This is a genomic window from Phreatobacter sp., from assembly GCF_027532945.1.
Taxonomy (GTDB): domain Bacteria; phylum Pseudomonadota; class Alphaproteobacteria; order Rhizobiales; family Phreatobacteraceae; genus Phreatobacter.
This window is the reverse complement of sequence record NZ_JAPZTZ010000011.1, coordinates 1-17,297: the sequence shown is the minus strand read 5'-3', so window position 1 is coordinate 17,297 and position 17,297 is coordinate 1. Positions and strand designations below refer to the sequence as shown.

14 protein-coding genes are annotated in these 17,297 nt (G+C 63.3%); 10 read left to right on the top strand and 4 right to left on the bottom strand.

The features are described from left to right. Window positions 1-19 precede the first annotated feature (19 nt). From O9344_RS08625 to O9344_RS20125, 3 genes are all read left to right on the top strand, one after another. Complete coding sequence (locus O9344_RS08625; protein WP_298475193.1) at window positions 20-799, top strand: ABC transporter permease; 780 nt, start codon at window positions 20-22, stop codon at window positions 797-799. Continuing rightward, complete coding sequence (locus tag O9344_RS08620) at window positions 789-2,141, top strand: ABC transporter ATP-binding protein (protein WP_298475191.1); 1,353 nt, start codon at window positions 789-791, stop codon at window positions 2,139-2,141. Before O9344_RS08625 ends, O9344_RS08620 begins: the two co-directional genes overlap by 11 nt. Window positions 2,142-2,331: 190 nt before the next feature. Beyond that, window positions 2,332-3,186: a sulfotransferase gene (locus O9344_RS20125; protein WP_363321928.1), complete on the top strand. Its 855-nt coding sequence runs from the start codon at window positions 2,332-2,334 to the stop codon at window positions 3,184-3,186. Here O9344_RS20125 and O9344_RS08615 read toward each other — a convergent pair. Continuing rightward, on the bottom strand, window positions 3,183-5,528 hold the full coding sequence (locus O9344_RS08615) for a M10 family metallopeptidase (RefSeq protein WP_298475189.1): 2,346 nt from the start codon (window positions 5,526-5,528) through the stop codon (window positions 3,183-3,185). The two genes, O9344_RS20125 and O9344_RS08615, sit on opposite strands and share 4 nt — an antisense overlap. Window positions 5,529-5,759: 231 nt before the next feature. Here O9344_RS08615 and O9344_RS08610 point away from each other — a divergent pair, with 231 nt between their 5' ends. From O9344_RS08610 to O9344_RS08585, 6 genes are all read left to right on the top strand, one after another. Then, window positions 5,760-5,957, top strand: a complete 198-nt coding sequence (locus O9344_RS08610; protein ID WP_298475187.1) for a hypothetical protein — start codon at window positions 5,760-5,762, stop codon at window positions 5,955-5,957. Between the two features lie 143 nt (window positions 5,958-6,100). Further along, complete coding sequence (locus O9344_RS08605; RefSeq protein WP_298475186.1) at window positions 6,101-7,249, top strand: DegT/DnrJ/EryC1/StrS family aminotransferase; 1,149 nt, start codon at window positions 6,101-6,103, stop codon at window positions 7,247-7,249. 409 nt (window positions 7,250-7,658) lie between these two features. Beyond that, a complete protein-coding gene (locus O9344_RS08600) occupies window positions 7,659-11,165 on the top strand; it encodes a glycoside hydrolase family 99-like domain-containing protein (protein WP_298475184.1) in 3,507 nt (1,168 codons plus the stop codon). 113 nt (window positions 11,166-11,278) lie between these two features. Further along, entirely contained in the window at window positions 11,279-12,751 is a 1,473-nt protein-coding gene (locus tag O9344_RS08595; RefSeq protein WP_298475182.1) for a glycosyltransferase family 39 protein, read from the top strand. A 35-nt stretch (window positions 12,752-12,786) separates the two neighbouring features. Continuing rightward, complete coding sequence (locus O9344_RS08590) at window positions 12,787-13,461, top strand: acyltransferase (RefSeq protein WP_298475181.1); 675 nt, start codon at window positions 12,787-12,789, stop codon at window positions 13,459-13,461. Then, complete coding sequence (locus tag O9344_RS08585; RefSeq protein WP_298475180.1) at window positions 13,424-13,951, top strand: acyltransferase family protein; 528 nt, start codon at window positions 13,424-13,426, stop codon at window positions 13,949-13,951. Before O9344_RS08590 ends, O9344_RS08585 begins: the two co-directional genes overlap by 38 nt. On the opposite strand, the gene O9344_RS08580 is transcribed toward O9344_RS08585, so the two are convergent. From O9344_RS08580 to O9344_RS08570, 3 genes are all read right to left on the bottom strand, one after another. Continuing rightward, entirely contained in the window at window positions 13,932-14,567 is a 636-nt protein-coding gene (locus O9344_RS08580; RefSeq protein WP_298475179.1) for a class I SAM-dependent methyltransferase, read from the bottom strand. The genes O9344_RS08585 and O9344_RS08580 overlap by 20 nt on opposite strands. A gap of 263 nt (window positions 14,568-14,830) precedes the next feature. Next, window positions 14,831-15,457, bottom strand: a complete 627-nt coding sequence (locus tag O9344_RS08575; protein WP_298475178.1) for a class I SAM-dependent methyltransferase — start codon at window positions 15,455-15,457, stop codon at window positions 14,831-14,833. Beyond that, window positions 15,454-15,831: a GtrA family protein gene (locus O9344_RS08570; protein WP_298475177.1), complete on the bottom strand. Its 378-nt coding sequence runs from the start codon at window positions 15,829-15,831 to the stop codon at window positions 15,454-15,456. Before O9344_RS08570 ends, O9344_RS08575 begins: the two co-directional genes overlap by 4 nt. A gap of 258 nt (window positions 15,832-16,089) precedes the next feature. On the opposite strand from O9344_RS08570, the gene O9344_RS08565 reads away from it, so the two are divergent. Continuing rightward, window positions 16,090-17,279 (top strand): IS3 family transposase gene (locus O9344_RS08565; protein ID WP_298475176.1). Its coding sequence is split into 2 segments (ribosomal slippage): window positions 16,090-16,339 and window positions 16,339-17,279, totalling 1,191 coding nucleotides; the frame shifts between segments, so codons are not numbered across the junction. Window positions 17,280-17,297: the final 18 nt, after the last annotated feature.

The window sequence follows — 17,297 nt, the reverse complement described above, 5'->3', positions numbered from 1 at the left end:
GGCAGGGAGACCGAGACCCGTGGACCATCGGCGCAGGCTCCTCCTGGTCTGGCAACTTGCAAGGCGCGAGGTCGAAGCCCGCTACCGCGGCTCGACCTTCGGCCTCGTCTGGTCCATCGCCAACCCGCTGATGATGCTCGCCGTCTTCACTTTCGTCTTCGGCGTCGTGTTCCAGGCGCGCTGGGGCCAGGGCGGCTCGACGCTCGACTTCGCCCTCGTCACCTTCGCAGGCCTCGTCGTTTTCAACCTCTTCGCGGAGGTCGCAAACAAGGCGCCGGCGCTCATCACCGGCCAGCCGAACCTGGTGAAGAAGGTGGTCTTTCCCCTCGCCATCCTGCCGGTGGTGATCACCGCTGCGGCGCTGTTCCACACCGCCATTGCGCTGGTATTGCTTCTCGTCTTCCAGCTCACGCTCGGCAGCGGCTGGCACGCCACCGTCTTGTTCACACCCGTGCTGATGCTGCCCCTCGTGGCCTTCACCCTGGGCCTTGCCTGGTTCCTCGCGGCGCTCGGGGTCTATCTGCGCGACGTGGCGCAGGTGGTGGGACCGGTGACGACCATGCTGATGTTTCTCAGCCCGATCTTCTATCCGGTCAGTGCCCTCCCCGACTGGCTGCGCCCACTCGCGGCCCTGAGCCCGCTGGCCATGACCATCGAGCAGGTGCGCGGCGCCCTCGTCTTCGGCCTTTGGCCCGACCCCGGCGCCTTCATCCTCGCGCTCGCCATCGGCCTCGGGGTCGCAGCGCTGGGCCTTGCCTTCTTCCGTCGCACGCGCGGAGGCTTCGCCGATGTCCTCTGATGTCGCCATCCGGGTCGAGGGCCTGACCAAGAGCTTCCGGCTCTACGAGCGGCCGGAGCACAGGCTCATGGAGCTCGTGAGCTTCGGCCGCATCCAGCGGCACCGCACCTTCACCGCGCTGAAGGACGTGTCGCTGGAGATCCGGCGCGGCGAGACGGTCGGCATTGTCGGCCGCAACGGCTGCGGGAAATCGACGCTGTTGCAGGTGATCTGCGGCATCCTCCAGCCGACGGCGGGCACGGTGACGACGCAGGGCCGCATCGCCGCGCTGCTCGAGCTCGGGGCCGGCTTCGACGGCAATTTCACCGGCCGCGAGAACGTCTATCTCAACGGTGCCCTCCACGGCCGCACCCGCGCCGAGATGGACGAGCGCATCGACGCCATCATCGCCTTCGCCGATATCGGCGAGTTCATCGACCGGCCCGTGAAGACCTATTCGAGCGGCATGTTCGTGCGCCTCGCCTTCGCCACGGCGGTGAATGTCGATCCCGACATCCTCGTGGTGGACGAGGCCCTGGCGGTGGGCGACGAGGCCTTCCAGCGCAAGTGCTTCGCGCGGATCGAGCAGATCAAGGAGCGCGGCGCGACCATCCTCTTCGTCAGCCATGCGGCGCAGACCATCATCCAGCTCTGTGACCGGGCGGTGCTGATGGATGGCGGCGAGAAGCTGATGGAGGGGACGCCGAAGGCTGTTATTACTAAGTATCAGCGGATCATCAATGCCCCAACACCCGCACTCAATGGGCTCATAGCCGCCATCAGATCAAACACCGATGCCGCGCCACAACAACCTGACGATGCGACAACATCACAATCATTGGCATTTTCACTAGATGATCGCGCCCGCCCCAGCTTTGACAGATCATTAGTTCCACAGTCAACCGTTTACTACCCCGAGAATGGCGCGCAAATTATAAATCCTCGAATCTTGAATACTTCCGGAAATGAAACCAACATTCTTCACGCCAACGATACATACATAATCACATTTGAAGTCTTGTTCAAAAACGACGCCCGACGTGTATCATACGCCACGCACATACGTCTTCCCAACGGAACAAGTGTTGCAGGAGCAACAACACTCACAACACCTTTTACTCTAACACAAGTCTCAAAAGGGGAAAAATTCGCGTTCTCGTTTGAGTTCAAATGCAATCTAACCCCGGGCATTTTCTTCTGCAATGTCGGCGTCGTAACAACGACAGGCGATGGCGCTAAATTCTTACATCGCATTCAGGATGCAATCATGTTTAGGGTAGAACATGACACAGTTGCCCTCGAAATTGGGCCCGCCAGACTCGATTTTGAGCCCTCTTTTAAATCAGCCAACGAACCAAATTAACGGGACGACTATAGCCCTAAACCTTCCTAACTTGCAGCCACCCAAGCACTCACTACCACGGAGCCCACTCGCATCAATGCAGCTGTGTGCGCAATTTGCCACGCGCCAGACTCGATCTTAGGTGAAGGGCGACGAACCGCCCAACAGTCATCGTGGGACGGTTGCATGGGCAACCGATTGAGGTGAATGAATGAAACCTTGTAGCAGGGCAACCCTAACCCGAGAGATGATCGTGACGGGCCTTCCGAGAGGAGGTACCACACTTGTCGCGGCCTTAATCGATGCGAGTGAAAACGCACTCTGCCTATCAGAGCCACCCCACCACGTCGACTTGCATACAAGGGCGGGATCAGCCGACCATTTTGCTGAGCAAGTTGCGCTGGACCTCCGCGACCTTCGCGTTAAACTTTCACAAGGTGGGACGGTTATTGATCGTCGGACCGCTGATGGAAAAGCGGTCACGAACTATTTTTCGGGGACCCGAGACGACCAGAACCGTCCCGCTTCGTACGACCTTGTAGAATGGCGCGCTCCAAGCGTAGACAAAAACACGATCATCGCATCCAAGCACAATGGGCTTTATTTGAGCGCCCTTACTGAGTTTGCAAAGACAACGCTTAAGATAATATGCGTGCTGCGAGATCCAGCTTCCGCAATACGCTCGTGGCAGTCGATCCCAGACATACCGGTGTCGCACGGCAAGATGCCGGCAGCAGAAAAATTCTGGCCAAGCATATACAACCGAACAGAAATCACAGCCTCGTTGCTGGAGCGTCAAGTCTTGATTTGCGAGAGCATATTCGCTCGCATACACAACCTAGGGAACCGATCAATCACAATCAAGTATGAAGATATAGTTCAGTCTCCGAGTTCATTTTTCCGAAAAATCGGCACGCACCCAACAGACGCTAACATAATTCACAAGCCAAAACTATCCGAAAAAAGCCAGATCTCAGAGGACGCGATACGCGACCATATCAAGCACATCATAAAGAAGCACTCACTAACAAGCATAGCCCATTACTATAAAGCATATAAATACTAAACGAAAATCCAACTAGAAAAATCGATGGGCTGCGAGAAATTCCTTAGTGTAACGGTTTGACCATCGTACGTGAGAATGGTATCGGAACCACTAATAGACACCACGACGTCAGTAATAGACCTAACGCGGGCGGACAACTGGGTAAAGTCCATCTTGTCCAACCCGTTTTGCCAATCTTCGATAACATCGTTGCCACCACCTGGCGAGAAAACAAAAGTATCCACGCCTGCGCCTCCGATTAGAGTGTCGTTGCCGGCTCCACCCTCTATCATATTGGCTTGCGAATTACCGTAAAGAGTGTCTGCGAAAGCGCCGCCCCGAATATTCTCGATTGAAACATACTGATCACCAAATGCGACTCCGGTGTTGACGCTAGGATTTGCCAACGAGGCCACAACTCCGGCCGAAGCATTTGTGTAAGTAGCCCAATCAGAGCCCATTCCCCCGTCAAGCAGATCGGCGTCGGCATTTCCAGTTAGAACGTCATCACCGTTTCCACCGTATAGGGAGTCGGCGCCCATATCGCCAATAAGGCTGTCGCGACCTTCGCCTCCATAGATTAAGTCGTTACCCTGCCGGCCGCGAATAACGTCATCTCCATTGCTGCCATCGATAGTATTACTAGCGTGATCCCCCTCAAGGAAATCCCCAAAAATCGATCCCAGTAAATTTTCTATAGAGATATACACGTCACCAGCAGCAACACCCGTGTTCGAAGCAGAAGATAAAAGAGAGGCATTTACACCCGTTGGAGCGTTGTTGTATGTCGCTGTATCAAAACCGCTCCCACCATCTAACAGATCGGCCCCAGCATTTCCTGTAAGTATATCGTTTGAATCTCCTCCGTAGAGCGAATCATTCCCCATATCGCCAATGAGATTGTCATCGCCATTGTTTCCGTAAATCTGATCGTCGCCCTGCCGGCCCCTAATAACGTCTAAGCCGTCGCCACCCGTTATGACGTTCGCGCCGTGATCACCGTCAATCGTATCATTGAAATCACTGCCTATAATGTTCTCAATCGAATCATAAGTGTCGCCAGCTGCAACACCTGTGTTGACCAGAGGGGTAAGCAAAGACACAACTACCGCTGATCCCGCTCTAGCGTAGCTTGCCGTGTCGGTTCCTAACCCACCCCGAAGCTGGTCAGCCCCCGGACCGCCTTCCAAAACGTTATTCGCCGCGTTGCCGGTGATCGTGTCGTTGCCGCTGCCACCAATGGCATTCTCGATCAGCGAGCGGACATCGCCATTGTACTGCAGCGCGTTGTAGACATTGGCACGCGCAAGGTTGGTGCCACCGAGATTGGCCTGCTGGACGCTTGACATCAGCGACCAGCCACCGGGCGTCAGGTCGATCGACTGGTTGGTGGTGTAGTTGGAGAAGTCGTAGGTGTCGGTGCCGCCACCGTCCCAGATCGTCAGGAAGATGCGGTTGCCGCCCGGCGCGCCCTGGCCGACGCCATTGATGAACATCTCGCCCGTCGTGGCCGAGAACGTATAGACGGAATTGCCGTTGTTGGTGGTGAAATTCGCCCCATACATCACCTGCAGCGCGGCGATGTCATACATCATCAGGGTCTGGGCGAAGCCCCAGGCTTCGTTCGTATATCCGGTCGTCGGTCCGCCCACATAGGAGCGGTAGGTCATCACCGAGAATTCCATGCCGTCGCGGTCGGACGCCATGGCGCCTGCGACACCGCCTGTCGTCTCGTGGCCGTGCTTGAGGCCCATGTTGTGGCCGTATTCATGGATGAACGTGATCCAGGCATAGCCACCCTTGACCGGGTTGTTCAGGGCGTAGCCGCTGCCAAAGCCGTCATAATTGTCGCTATACCAGGAATCGCCGGAAAGCCCGGTGCCGGGACCAAACGGGTAATAGGCATAGGCGGTCTCGAAGTCGCCGGTCACGGCTGTTGATCGGCCGATGGTGAGGTCGGCGGTCGCGTCGCCCGCCGTCGTCTTGGTGAAGGTCAGTCCGCTGACGCCACCGAACATCTTGCTGAAGATCTCGGTCGTCGCCGTGTCCATCGCCGCGGTCGGCGACAGGAAACTGTTGACGCGGGCCATGTCGCTGTACTGGATTCCGGCCAAACTCGGGTTGGTGTCATAATCCGTCGCGGCCGTGGGGATGCGCCACGTGAGCGCGGTGGTGGTCCACTTGTAGCCCGACAGGATGCCGTCGATGTTCGGGTCGCCCGTGGCGCCCTGGCTGAGCGAACCGCTGGCGGTGTTCGGCAGGACGGGCCCGTTCGACGGGCCGCCCGTGAAACCAGCCGGCGTTGCCGTGAACCCGCTATCCAAGCCGCTGTGAACCGGCGTACCGAACCAGTCGCGCAGCATCGGACCCGAACATATGGTGCACATGAGTGCTTCCCCTCAAGGGGCGGCACAGCAGCCGCCACCATTCCTGTCTTGCCTTAAGGGAACACCATGGCATGACGATTTGACAACCCTGGAATGACCACAAAACGTGGAGCCATGAGCCGCCCGATGAACGCATCGCCCGTCGCCCACCTGCTTGGCGCGTGTCTTGTGCTGGCGGCGGTCCTTTTTCCTGCCGGAGCCCAGCCCGTGACCGAACGCCCGCCCATCGCACCCGACAAGCTCGACCCGCCCCGGGTCCGTCCCGGTCACATCGCCGTGCGCGAGGAGTTCGACGCGGCCATCGCCGCTGGCCGGCGCGAGGCGCTCGAACTCTTCATCGCACGCCATCCCGCCGATCCGCTGGCGACCGAAGCGCGACGCCGGCTGGAGGCCATGACGCGCTGAGGCGGCCCGTCCCGCTTTGCAAGCCGTCACGCATTGGAAGACAAAGTGATTTCGATTGCCGCGATGCAGCACCTATGGCTCGCCGCGACGACACGCCGTGGCCCCCCGCTGATTCGACGGGCCCGACAACCAGGTACAATGCCGTGACCGACGCCGCCCCGCTCGCCCCCATCCCCTTCATCGACCTCGGCGCCCAGCGCCGGCGGCTCGGCGCGGCCATCGACGAGGCGGTGCTGAAAGTGGTGAACCACGGCGCCTACATTATGGGCCCCGAGGTTTTTGCGCTGGAGAAGGACCTCGCGGCCTTCTGCGGCGCGAGCCAGGTGATCTCCTGCTCCTCCGGCACGGATGCCCTCGCGCTGATCCTCATGGCCAAGGGCGTGAAGCCCGGTGATGCGGTGCTCTGCCCGGCCTTCACCTTCGCCGCCACGGCCGAGGTGGTGGCCTGGCTGGGTGCCAGCCCGATCTTCGTCGACGTCCATGCCGACACGTTCAACGTCGACCCGGTCTCGCTGGCCCAGGGTCTCGCCACGGCGAAGGCGGCGGGTCTGAAGCCGGTCGGCGTCATCGCCGTCGACCTCTTCGGCCAGGCCGCCGACTACGACGCCATCGAGCCCTTCTGCGCCGAGCATGGCCTCTGGCTGCTGGACGATGCCGCCCAGTCCTTCGGCGGCACCTACAAGGGCCGCAAGATCGGCACCATCGGCATGGCCACCGCCACCTCGTTCTTCCCCGCCAAGCCGCTCGGCTGCTACGGCGACGGCGGCGCGGTCTTCACCGACGATGCGGGCCTTGCCGACATCATCCGCTCGCTGCGCATCCACGGCCAGAACAACGAGGACAAATACGACAACCAGCGCATCGGCATGACCGGCCGCCTGGACACGATCCAGGCAGCGGTGCTGATCGAGAAGCTGAAGGTCTTCGAGGACGAGATCGCCGCCCGCAACGTCGTCGCCGAGCGCTACAATTCTGCGCTCGCCGACCTCGTCGACGTGCCGCGGGTCGAGGAGGGCCTGGTCTCGGTCTGGGCGCAGTACACGATCCGCCTGCGCGGCCGCGACCGGACGGCTTTCGCCGCCTCGCTGAAGGCGCAAGGCGTGCCGACTGCCATCTACTATCCGCGCCCCCTGCACCAGCAGACCGCCTATCGCCGCTACCCCGTCGCCGGGAACGGCCTGCCGGTCTCCGACCGCCTCGCCGGCGAGGTCATCAGCCTGCCGATGCATCCCTATCTCGATGCGCCCTTGCAGGATCGGATCATCGAGAGCGTCCGCGCCGCATTGGCCTGAGACAGGCGCCGCGCGAGCGACGGGAGATTGCGGGGTTGGCCGCCTGGGACGGGATCGTCCCCGGCCGGGGCTGCTTTGCAGAAGCACGGGCTCGTTTTGCACAATCGTGGCTTGGCGACGATGTTGCGAGTCATCTAGAGATCCAAGAGAGGGTGGTCCTTCGGCCCCCATCGGCGTTCGTGCGTAACGACCTGTACGCTTCCGGCGAGGCAGCCCACGACCCGTCATGACACGCCCCTACCTCACCGTCGTTCGCCAACACCTCGTTGATGGAGATTGGTACGCCAGTCTGCATCGCGTGGCCGGCAGGAGCGGCGCCCTTGCTCACTTCCTCGCCGTCGGCTGGCGCTCAGGCCACGCTCCCAATCCGTTTTTCGAACCGTCCTGGTATCTTGAACAGAACCCTGATGTGGCAGCCTCGGGCATCGACCCGCTCGACCACTACCTGACCAATGGCGAGGCCGAGGGACGCTGGCCTTGCCGCCTCCTCGACCCGCGCTGGTATGGCGAGTCGAACGCCGTCGAGCCCGGGGGCGGGCGCGTGCTCTCGCACTATGTGCAGGTCGGCAGCAGGACGGGCCGGCAGCCCAACGCGATCTTCGACCCGCGCCACTATATGGAGGCCCATCAGGATCTGCCGCGTGACCTGCGCGAGGCCACCCTTCACTACCTGCGCAATGGCTTTGCCGAAGAGCGCAATGTCAGCCGGGTGTTCGATGCACCCTGGTACCGGCGCCACTATGGGCTGCCGGCCGGGGCCGAGGCGATCTCCCACTATATTCTCGAAGGCCGGACGCGGGGCCATGTGCCCCGTCCCGAAGATCTGCCGTCCATTGCCAACGAAATCCGCAAGTCCGTGCAACCCGGACCCGCCTTCGAGGCGTTTGACCCGACCATCGCCGCGGATGCCAAGCGCCGCGCCAAGGTGATCGCTTTCTACCTCCCGCAGTTCCACGCCGTACCGGAGAACGATGCCTGGTGGGGCACAGGCTTCACCGAATGGCGCAACGTGGCGCGTGGAACGCCGCGCTTCGTCGGCCACTACCAGCCCCGCATACCCCGCGATCTCGGCCATTATGATCTGAGCGATCCGGCGGCGATCCGCCGGCAGGTGCAGATGGCGGCAGCGGCCGGACTCGCGGGCTTCTGCTTCTATTTCTACATGTTTGGCCGCCGGCGGATCCTGGAAAGGCCGCTCGACCTCTACCTCGCCGACAAGAGTATCGACTTTCCCTTTTGCCTCATGTGGGCGAACGAGAACTGGACCCGCCGGTGGGACGGACGGGAGCAGGAGGTGCTGCTGCAGCAGACCTACGATGAGGGGGATGAGGACGCCTTCATCGAGACGGTGGCCGGCCATCTCGCCGATCCGCGGTACCTGCGGATTGGCGGCCGGCCGATCTTCTTCGTCTATCGACCGGGCCTCATCCCCAAGATGCGCCAGCGTGTCGACCGGTGGCGGGAGGAGCTCACACGCCGTCTCGGCGTCAGCCCGTGGCTGTTCATGGCCCAGACCTTCGACGACCATGACCCGACGCCCTATGGTTTCGATGGTGCCGTCGAGTTTCCGCCGCACAAGCTGTCGCAGCTGACGCCGACGATCGACGACCTGCAGGTGCTCGATCCGGCATTCAGGGGCGCGGTCCTCGACTACGGGACCATGGCGCAGATCTCTCTCGATCTCCCGCGGCCTTCCTTTCCGCTGCTGCGAACCTGCTTTCCGTCCTGGGACAACGACGCCCGCCGGCAGGGCAATGGCACGACGATCACGGCCTCAAGCCCCGCCCTCTTCGAACGCTGGCTATCCGGGCTGATCGGCCAGGCCGCCGAGGCCCCCTTTGCGGGCGAGCGGCTGGTCTTCGTCAACGCCTGGAACGAATGGGCCGAAGGCGCTTATCTCGAGCCCGACGTCCACCACGGGGCCGCCTATCTCAATGCGGCCGCCCGGGCGATTGTCGGCCGCGAGGCCCGCGTGGCAGGGAAAAAGACCCACATCCTGCTGGTGGGCCACGACGCCCACGAGCACGGCGCACAGATGACATTGCTCAACCTCGGACGGGTGATGACACGCCAATTCGGGGTCAGGGTCACCTTCCTTGTGCTCGGCGGCGGCAACCTGCTGCCGGCGATGCGCGCGATCGGCGACGTCGTGGTCTGCGAGCGCACGGGCGAGGCCGTGAGCGACGCCGTCCAGGCGCTGCGTGGGCAAGGCCTGACCCATGCGATCACCAACACGGTCGTCACCGGCATCGTCGTGCCCCACCTGAAGCGCGAGGGCTTCACGGTCGTATCGCTGGTCCATGAATTGCCAAGGCTCATTGCCGAACACGACGTGGGGGGCGGCGCCAACGCGATCCGTCTCGGCAGCGACGCCACGGTCTTTCCCGCCAACATGGTTCGCAACGCCTTCGTCGAGAGGTTCGGCGACGTGAGCGGGACTGTCATGGTCCGGCCACAGGGGCTCTACGCCGCCCTGGGCCACCACGCTGATGCCCGTATCCGCATCCGCCGCGAGCTTGGACTGGACCCGCAGACTGCCATCGTCCTTGGCCTCGGCTATGCCGACTTGCGCAAGGGGATCGACACATTTCTGGAGACGGCCCGCCTTGCCCATGCGAGCGGCGCGGACATCGCCTTCGTATGGATCGGGCGGCTCGAGCGGGCGGTGGGGACCTGGCTGTTCGGCGAGGACCTGCCCCCCAACCTCAGGCTCCTGGACTTTCTGCCGGACGTCAGCGCCCATCTCGCGGCCGCCGATCTCCTCTACATGACGTCGCGCGAGGACCCCTTCCCTTCGACGGTGCTGGAGGCGCTTGCCGCCGGAAAGCCGGTGGTGGGCTTTGCCGGCTGCGTCGGATCGGAGGAGCTCATCCGCCAGCACGGCGCCATAGTCCCGCGCCGCTCGGCCGAGGGCGGGCTCTCCGCGATCAGCGAGGTTCTGCGGGGCGACAGCCCTGACGCAGCCGCAGCGAGGCGTGAGGCGATCGACACCGACTACCGCTGGGACGACTACGCCTTCGCCTTGCTGGAAGCGCTCAATCCTGCCTGGCGCAAGGTCTCCGTCGCCGTTCCCAGCTACAACTACGACCGCTACATGCGCGGGCGGCTCACCAGCATTTTCGACCAGACGGCTCCAGTCTTCGAGGTGATCGTCCTTGATGACGCGTCGCCCGACGACAGTGTCGCGGTGGCGCGCCGCGTGGCGGAGGAGTGGAACCGGGACATCCTGGTCGAGGTCAATGCGCGCAATGTCGGCTCGGTGATGCGCCAATGGGGGAAGGCCGCCGCGATGGCACGCGGCGATCGGCTGTGGATCTGCGAGGCCGACGACCTCGCGCAGCCGCGCTTCCTCGAGGAGGTCACGGCCGGCATGGCGGCGGACACATTGTTCTGCTTCTCCGATTCTGCGCAGATCGATGAGGACGGGGCGGCGCTGGGTGATTCCTATCGGCCCTATCTCAACCAGTTCGAGACCGGTGGCTTCGATCGCTCGCTGCGCCTGAAGGCCGACGTCTTTGCCAGGCGCTTCCTGCCGGTCGCCAACAGCGTGCTGAACGTCAGCGGCGTCGTGTTCGATCGGGGCACGCTCCTCGACATCCTGTCAGGCCAGATGGAGGAACTGGCGGGCTATCGCTTCGCCGGCGACTGGGCGACCTATCTGGCGCTGTGCACGCGGCCGGGAACTGTCGGCTTCGTGGCCGCCTCGCTCAACATTCACCGACGCCATGGCGGAAGCGTCACCCATTCGACGCGGGCCGAGGCCCATCTGGCCGAGATCGCAAAGGTCCACACGCTTTTTGCGGGGCTCTTCGGCGCAGATGATCTATTGCGCGCCCGCCAGCGTGCCTATCGTGCCACCATCGCGGAGCAGTTCGGCCTGACGGCCGAGGCCCTGGTGGAGGAGATGGGCGAGTGAGCAGCGATGCCGTGGTGACCGTGGGACCGGCGGATCCGGCCACCGACGTTCGGCAGCCGACAATTTCGGTCGACGGTGTCCTCACGCTGATTCTCTTGCTCGCGGCAGCTCACATGCTGTGGGTTCTGTGGCTCGGCCTGAACCAGCCGCTGCTGGACCAGCACCATTTCCGGCAGTCGCAGACGGCGATCACCGTCTACTGGATCCTGCAGGGCGGCCCGTGGCTTGCCTACGAAACGCCGGTGCTCGGCCATCCCTGGGCGATCCCCTTCGAGTTTCCCCTCTACCAGCTGACCGTCGCCGCGGTGGCCAAGATGGGCATCCCGCTCAATGCCGCGGGCCGGCTGGTCAGCGTCGCCTTCCTGTTTGCAACGCTCTGGCCGCTGGCCATGCTCACGCGCGACCTGAAGCTGGGGCGAACGACGTTCCTCGCAACGGCCATCCTCTTCCTCTGCGCGCCGATCCACGTTTACTGGGCCCGCACTTTCATGATCGAGACCACGGCGCTGTTCTTCGCAGCGCTGTGGCTCGCGGCCATCGTGCGGCTGCTGGTGCGCCACGACTGGCGCTGGTTCGCGGTGGCGCTAGCGGCCGGCACCGCGGCCTGTCTTTCGAAATCCACGACCTTTCCAGCCTTTGGTTTCGTCGGCGGCGTCGCCGCCGCCGCATTGCTTGCGCGGGCCTGGTGGCGCGGCGCCCCGCTCCTTCGCCTCATCCCGCTCGCTGCCATGGTCCTCGCGGCGACATTGGTGCCGCTCGGCCTCGGCCTGTGGTGGGTAGCCTATTCCGACAGGATCAAGGAAGCGAACCTCATCGGACGGGGCCTCACCTCCGCCTCGCTCGCCGGCTGGAACTGGGGCAACTGGCAGCAGCGGACCAGCGCCCAGCTCTGGCTCGCGACGGTGCGGCTGCGGGCGCTGCCGGACATCCTCGGCTTCGTCGTGCTGCCGGGTCTTGCGGTGCTGGGCGCCTGCCTCACCAGCTGGCGGCGCCTCGGCTACACGGCCATGGCGGCCATCGCCTTCCTGCTGCCGTTCCTGCTCTTCACCAACCTTCACATCGTCCACAATTACTATCAGGTCGCTAACGCCATCTTCCTTGTCGCGGCCATCGGCATCGCCATCGGGGCCGTCGCTGAGGGACCGACGCGGCCGATCGCCGTCGTGCTGGTGGCAGTGCTCGCCACGGCGCAACTCGCGTTCTTCCACCGCGCCTTCGCGCCCCACGTCGTGCAGGACTTCTCCAACGACAAGATGTTGCGCATCGCGCAACTGGCGCGGGACGCGACCAGGCCGGACGAGGCGATCCTCGTCATCAACAGCGACTGGGCCGCGACGATCCCCTATCACGCGGAGCGGCGCGGGCTGGTGCTGCCGCACTGGACGCGGCAGCCCATCGTCTCGGCCCTGCTAGCTGACCCCCAGAAGGCCTTCGGACCGCACCCGCTCGCCGGTGTCATCGTCTGCGGCGAGGTCTCGGCTGCCTATGGTGCGATGCAGGAGCCCTTGCAGCGTCTCGTTGACGGGCTGGTGCCACGCCAAAGCTTCGCCGACTGCCGTTACCTGGCCGTCCCGGGCCGAACATGAATCATCCGACGGAGCCGCACGACGGTTGGCGGGCCGTGCCGACTGCAGCCGCCCTGACCGGGCTGTCGCGCCATGACCTCGAAGGCGCTGATACCCTGCGCTTCTGGGCAGCCCTGTCCATCATCCTCTACCACGCGCTGCTGCTCCCCGGGATCGAGCCGCCGGGGTCCTTCTGGGTCATCCGCAATTTCGGCGGCTTTGGCGTGCCGCTGTTCTTCGCCCTGAGCGCCTTTGTCCTCTGCCATGGCTATCACGGCCGTCTCGACACCGCCGAGGCCGTGCGCAGTTTCTATCTGCGGCGGCTCTTCCGGATCGCGCCGCTCTTCTATCTCGTCGGAGCGGTGTCGCTGGCCTTCTTCTACGCGGCCTACGGACGGGGCATCGGCATGGCCGACCTCGTCACGTCAGCGACATTCACATTTGGCCTGTTTCCGCAGCATCACCAGGGCTTCGTCTGGGCCTCGTGGAGCATCGGCGTGGAAATGCTGTTCTACGCCATCTTCCCCCTGCTCACCGTGGTGGTGAGGAGCTGGCGGAGCGCCACCGTGGCCTTTATCGGGGCCGCGGGCATTGCCGCGGCTCTGGGCCCAGGGCTTCAAGGCAGCGCCCCCCGACCTGCAGGCCTTCGCGAGCCTCGCGCTGCCGGCACAATTGCCATTCTTTGCCGCTGGCATGCTCGCCTTCTTCACTTGGCGCGCCCTTGGCGGTAGCGCGCTCTGGCGGGCGGGCCTGCTCACGGCAGGCCTCGGCGGAATTGCCGGCCTGATCGCCTTCGCCCTGCCCATTCAGATGACCTCGGGCCGCCTGCTCGGCTGGGACCATTCACGCGCCGGAATGATCGTCCTGTGGGCCTTGGCCCTGGGAGCGCTGACCGTCGGCATGGGCTTCGCCCGCTTTCGCAAGCCCTGGCTGGCCTGGACCGCGACCCTCGGCCGGGCAAGCTTCGGCCTCTACCTCTGGCACCCGCTGCTGATCGGGATGCTGCATGTGCTCGGCGTCTACCGCGCCCTCTACGACTTCGCACCGGCGACGCCGGGGCTGGGCTATGTCGCGGCCGTGGCCGTCACCCTAGCGCTGGTCGTGCCCTTGTCGCTGGCGACGTTTCACGGGATCGAACGACCGGGTCTGCAGCTTGCGCGCCGATGGACAGGGCCCGGCGGGGCAAGAGGGCTGCCCGGCCTCAGCGCCGGGTCAGCGTAACGATCAGCTGGAACGGATCGGTGAGGCTGTGATCGACGCGGCGGATCACGAGACGCGGAACCTGCTCCTGAAGCCAGTCGAAGGTCATGGACGTGTCGCCATAGGTCACATCGCCGTCGATCGCCTCGCGGTTGTGCGGGCGATAGGCGAAGCGCGACGACCGGTGCAGTGCCACAAGCCGGTCGCGCTCGGACGGATCGAGGGGCTGGTGGACGGTCCAGTACTCGACCGGGCGGATCGTCACAACCAGCACGCCGTCATCGGCAAGATGGCGCTCCAGCACGGCGAGAGCGCTGCCGGTCGCGCGCTGCGACAAGTGGGTAAAGACCGAGAACGCATAGATGAGGTCGAAGCGCCCCGCGAAGGGCAGCGATGTCGGCAGATATTCCGACAGCGCCAGGTGGCACAGCAGCCCGTCCTTGCGGCAGATGTCGAGCGAGGCGTCCCAGGGGTCGCAGCCGTGGATGAGGTCGGGATCGCTATAGTGGTACATGAGGCGCACGAGCCGCCCCCAGCCGACGCCGAAATCGAGGATGCGCCGCTGGTTCAAGGTCTTGCCGGTCAGTTCGGTATAGGCCCGCGAGACAATCCGCACGAAGCTGAGGCTCTGCCCCAAGAGGGTAACGCCGTCGGACCCGGTCCAGTTGCGCTGGACCTGCGGGGTCGGCCATCCGGGGCAGCACCCGCGACAGGGCCGGCAGATCCGCCCGCGGCATGTCGAGGAACAGAAGTCCGAAATCGTCGAGCGGCAGTTCGCGCAGGGCTGCGAGGGCCGCGACCGGGTCGCGGACGGCGAGGTGCTCGGCGCGAGCGACGATCAGCTGGAACGCTTCGAGGATCATGGCCGCCCTTCTGCAGAGGAATTCACGTCGGACCTCGTCACTTCACATCCTTTGGCTCAACGCGCGCAACAAAATGCAAGCCCCTATCGAACACCAACGAGAAGGGCTGCGGGTATATGCCTAACGTCCCCCGATAGTCGCTTAGCATCAGACCTAAGCCTTGAAAGAGGTCGGTCCACTCCGACGGGCTCATGTAATTGTAGGGCAACCGAACGTCGTGCCCTCGGTTCCCAACCCAATCCATGAATCTCAAAGTTGTATAGGCAAACGACCCTTCGAGGCTGTGGTCTTTAATGACGACACCTCGCCGCGCGACCCGAATGCATTCTGCCAAGACCGCTCGGGGGTCGTCTGTGTGATGGAGGACATCAACGATAGTGACCCAATCCACAGACTTCTCTGGCATCGGGATTGTTAAGCCATCATATGCAACGGCTGGTATAGCTACATTCGGGCGGAGAAACACATCGATGCCCGTGAAGGACAGTTTGGGCTTCAGTTTTGAAACGGCCACCGCAAGCGTTCCGTCTCCACATCCGACATCAAGAATTGTGCCCGGTTCATCGCCGAGTATTTGAGCAATGTGACCGGACAAAATCTGGATACGCCGACCGAAGACGGCCTTGGCGTGAGCAGCGTTCAACAACGCCTTTGGCGTGATCATGGTACCCCGTTACGATGACCGAACGTCCATCGAGACATCAGGATGAAACTCGCGAGCGACACGACCGTTGCAACTGACAGGAACAAGACCACGGGCGGGACACGGTCGCCAACGAGCCACGGTATAACGAAAGATAAGGTCAAGCCGCCAACCTGGACGACCACATACCGCCAGAACGCCACGGCGTGCGAAGCGCGGGACCGAAACACGACATTGCGCTGCCCGAGATAGGCCAGCGGAACGATGGCGGCATACACCACCGGCCCCGCAACCCAAGCTTTGACGCCGAGATAAACGAGAACCGTGCTTCCGGACACATAAGCAGCCGTAGCACCAGCCCCCACAACCCCGAAAGCAGCCAGCCGTTGCAGCATGACCGCCCCGTTCATCGGGTAACGATGCTTACGATCGTGACAAGAAATGCAGTCAAGGCGAGTTGCACGCCAACCGCGATCGCCGTCAGAGAAATGATCAAACCCCTGATGAGAACCGCATAACCCAATGGCCCGAAGTTAGCGGAGGCCCATTCGGAAACCGCCCAGGCAAACCCACCTAACCCGACAATGACTGACGTTGCCCCTCGGGGATAATCCAGTTTGAAGTTCGTTCTGGCCCATCGAGAGGACCAGAACATGAGGCGCAGCCGCTTCACGGAAGAGCAGATCATCGGGATCCTGAAGGAGCACGAGGCCGGGATCCCGGTCTCGGACCTGTGCCGCAAGCACGGGGTCAGCGATGCGAGCATCTACAAGTGGAAGGCCCGCTTCGGCGGGATGGACGTATCCGAGGCCAAGCGGTTGAAGGCGCTCGAGGACGAGAATGCCAAGCTGAAGCGCATGCTGGCCGACGCGATGCTGGACAACGTCGCGCTGAAGGACCTTCTGGGAAAGAAGTGGTGACGCCCGCTGCCGAGCGGAGAGCTGTCGCCCACCTCATGGACACCCATGGGATGAGCGAACGGCGGGCGTGTAAAGCCACCGGCTTCTGCCGCATGACCATGAGATACGAAACCACGCGCGGGGATGACGCCTCGCTGCGCGAGCGCATGAAGGCCATCGCCCGGGAACGGCGACGGTTCGGCTACAGGCGTCTGCATGTGCTGCTCCGGCGCGAAGGCTTCGAGGTCAACCACAAGCGGCTGTTCCGGCTTTACCGCGAGGAGCGGCTGACGGTCCGCCGCCGGGGTGGCCGCAAGCGGGCGATCGGGACACGGGCGCCGATGATGATCCCGCTGCGGCCGAACGAGCGCTGGTCGCTCGACTTCGTGGCCGACCAGATGACGGACGGCAGGCGCTTCCGGATCCTGGCGATCGTCGACGACTGCACCCGCGAGTGCCTGGCACTGGTGGCGGACACGTCGCTGTCGGGTGTGAGGGTTGCTCGCGAACTCGACAGGCTGCTGGCAGAGCGCGGCAAGCCGAAGATGATCGTGAGCGACAATGGCAGCGAGCTGACCTCCAACGCCATCCTGGCCTGGGCTGACACGGCGAGGGTCGAGTGGCACTACATCGCGCCCGGCAAGCCGATGCAGAATGGCTTCATCGAGAGCTTCAACGGCCGCCTGCGGGATGAGCTGTTGAACGAGACGCTGTTCTCCAGCCTGGCCCAGGCCAGAGCCGCGCTCTTGCGGTGGCAGCTCGACTACAACACCACGAGGCCGCACTCGAAGCTCGGATGGCAGACGCCGATCGACTTCGCGGCGACGTTCCACCCGCGGCGGGATCAGACGCTACGCAACGTGAATAGCTACGCGTCTGCCCACGCCGCTCAACCCGCCCGACAGGGCCAAACCAACCGCCGGGACGAACTCAAGGCTGGATAGAAACTGGGGGCAACGTCA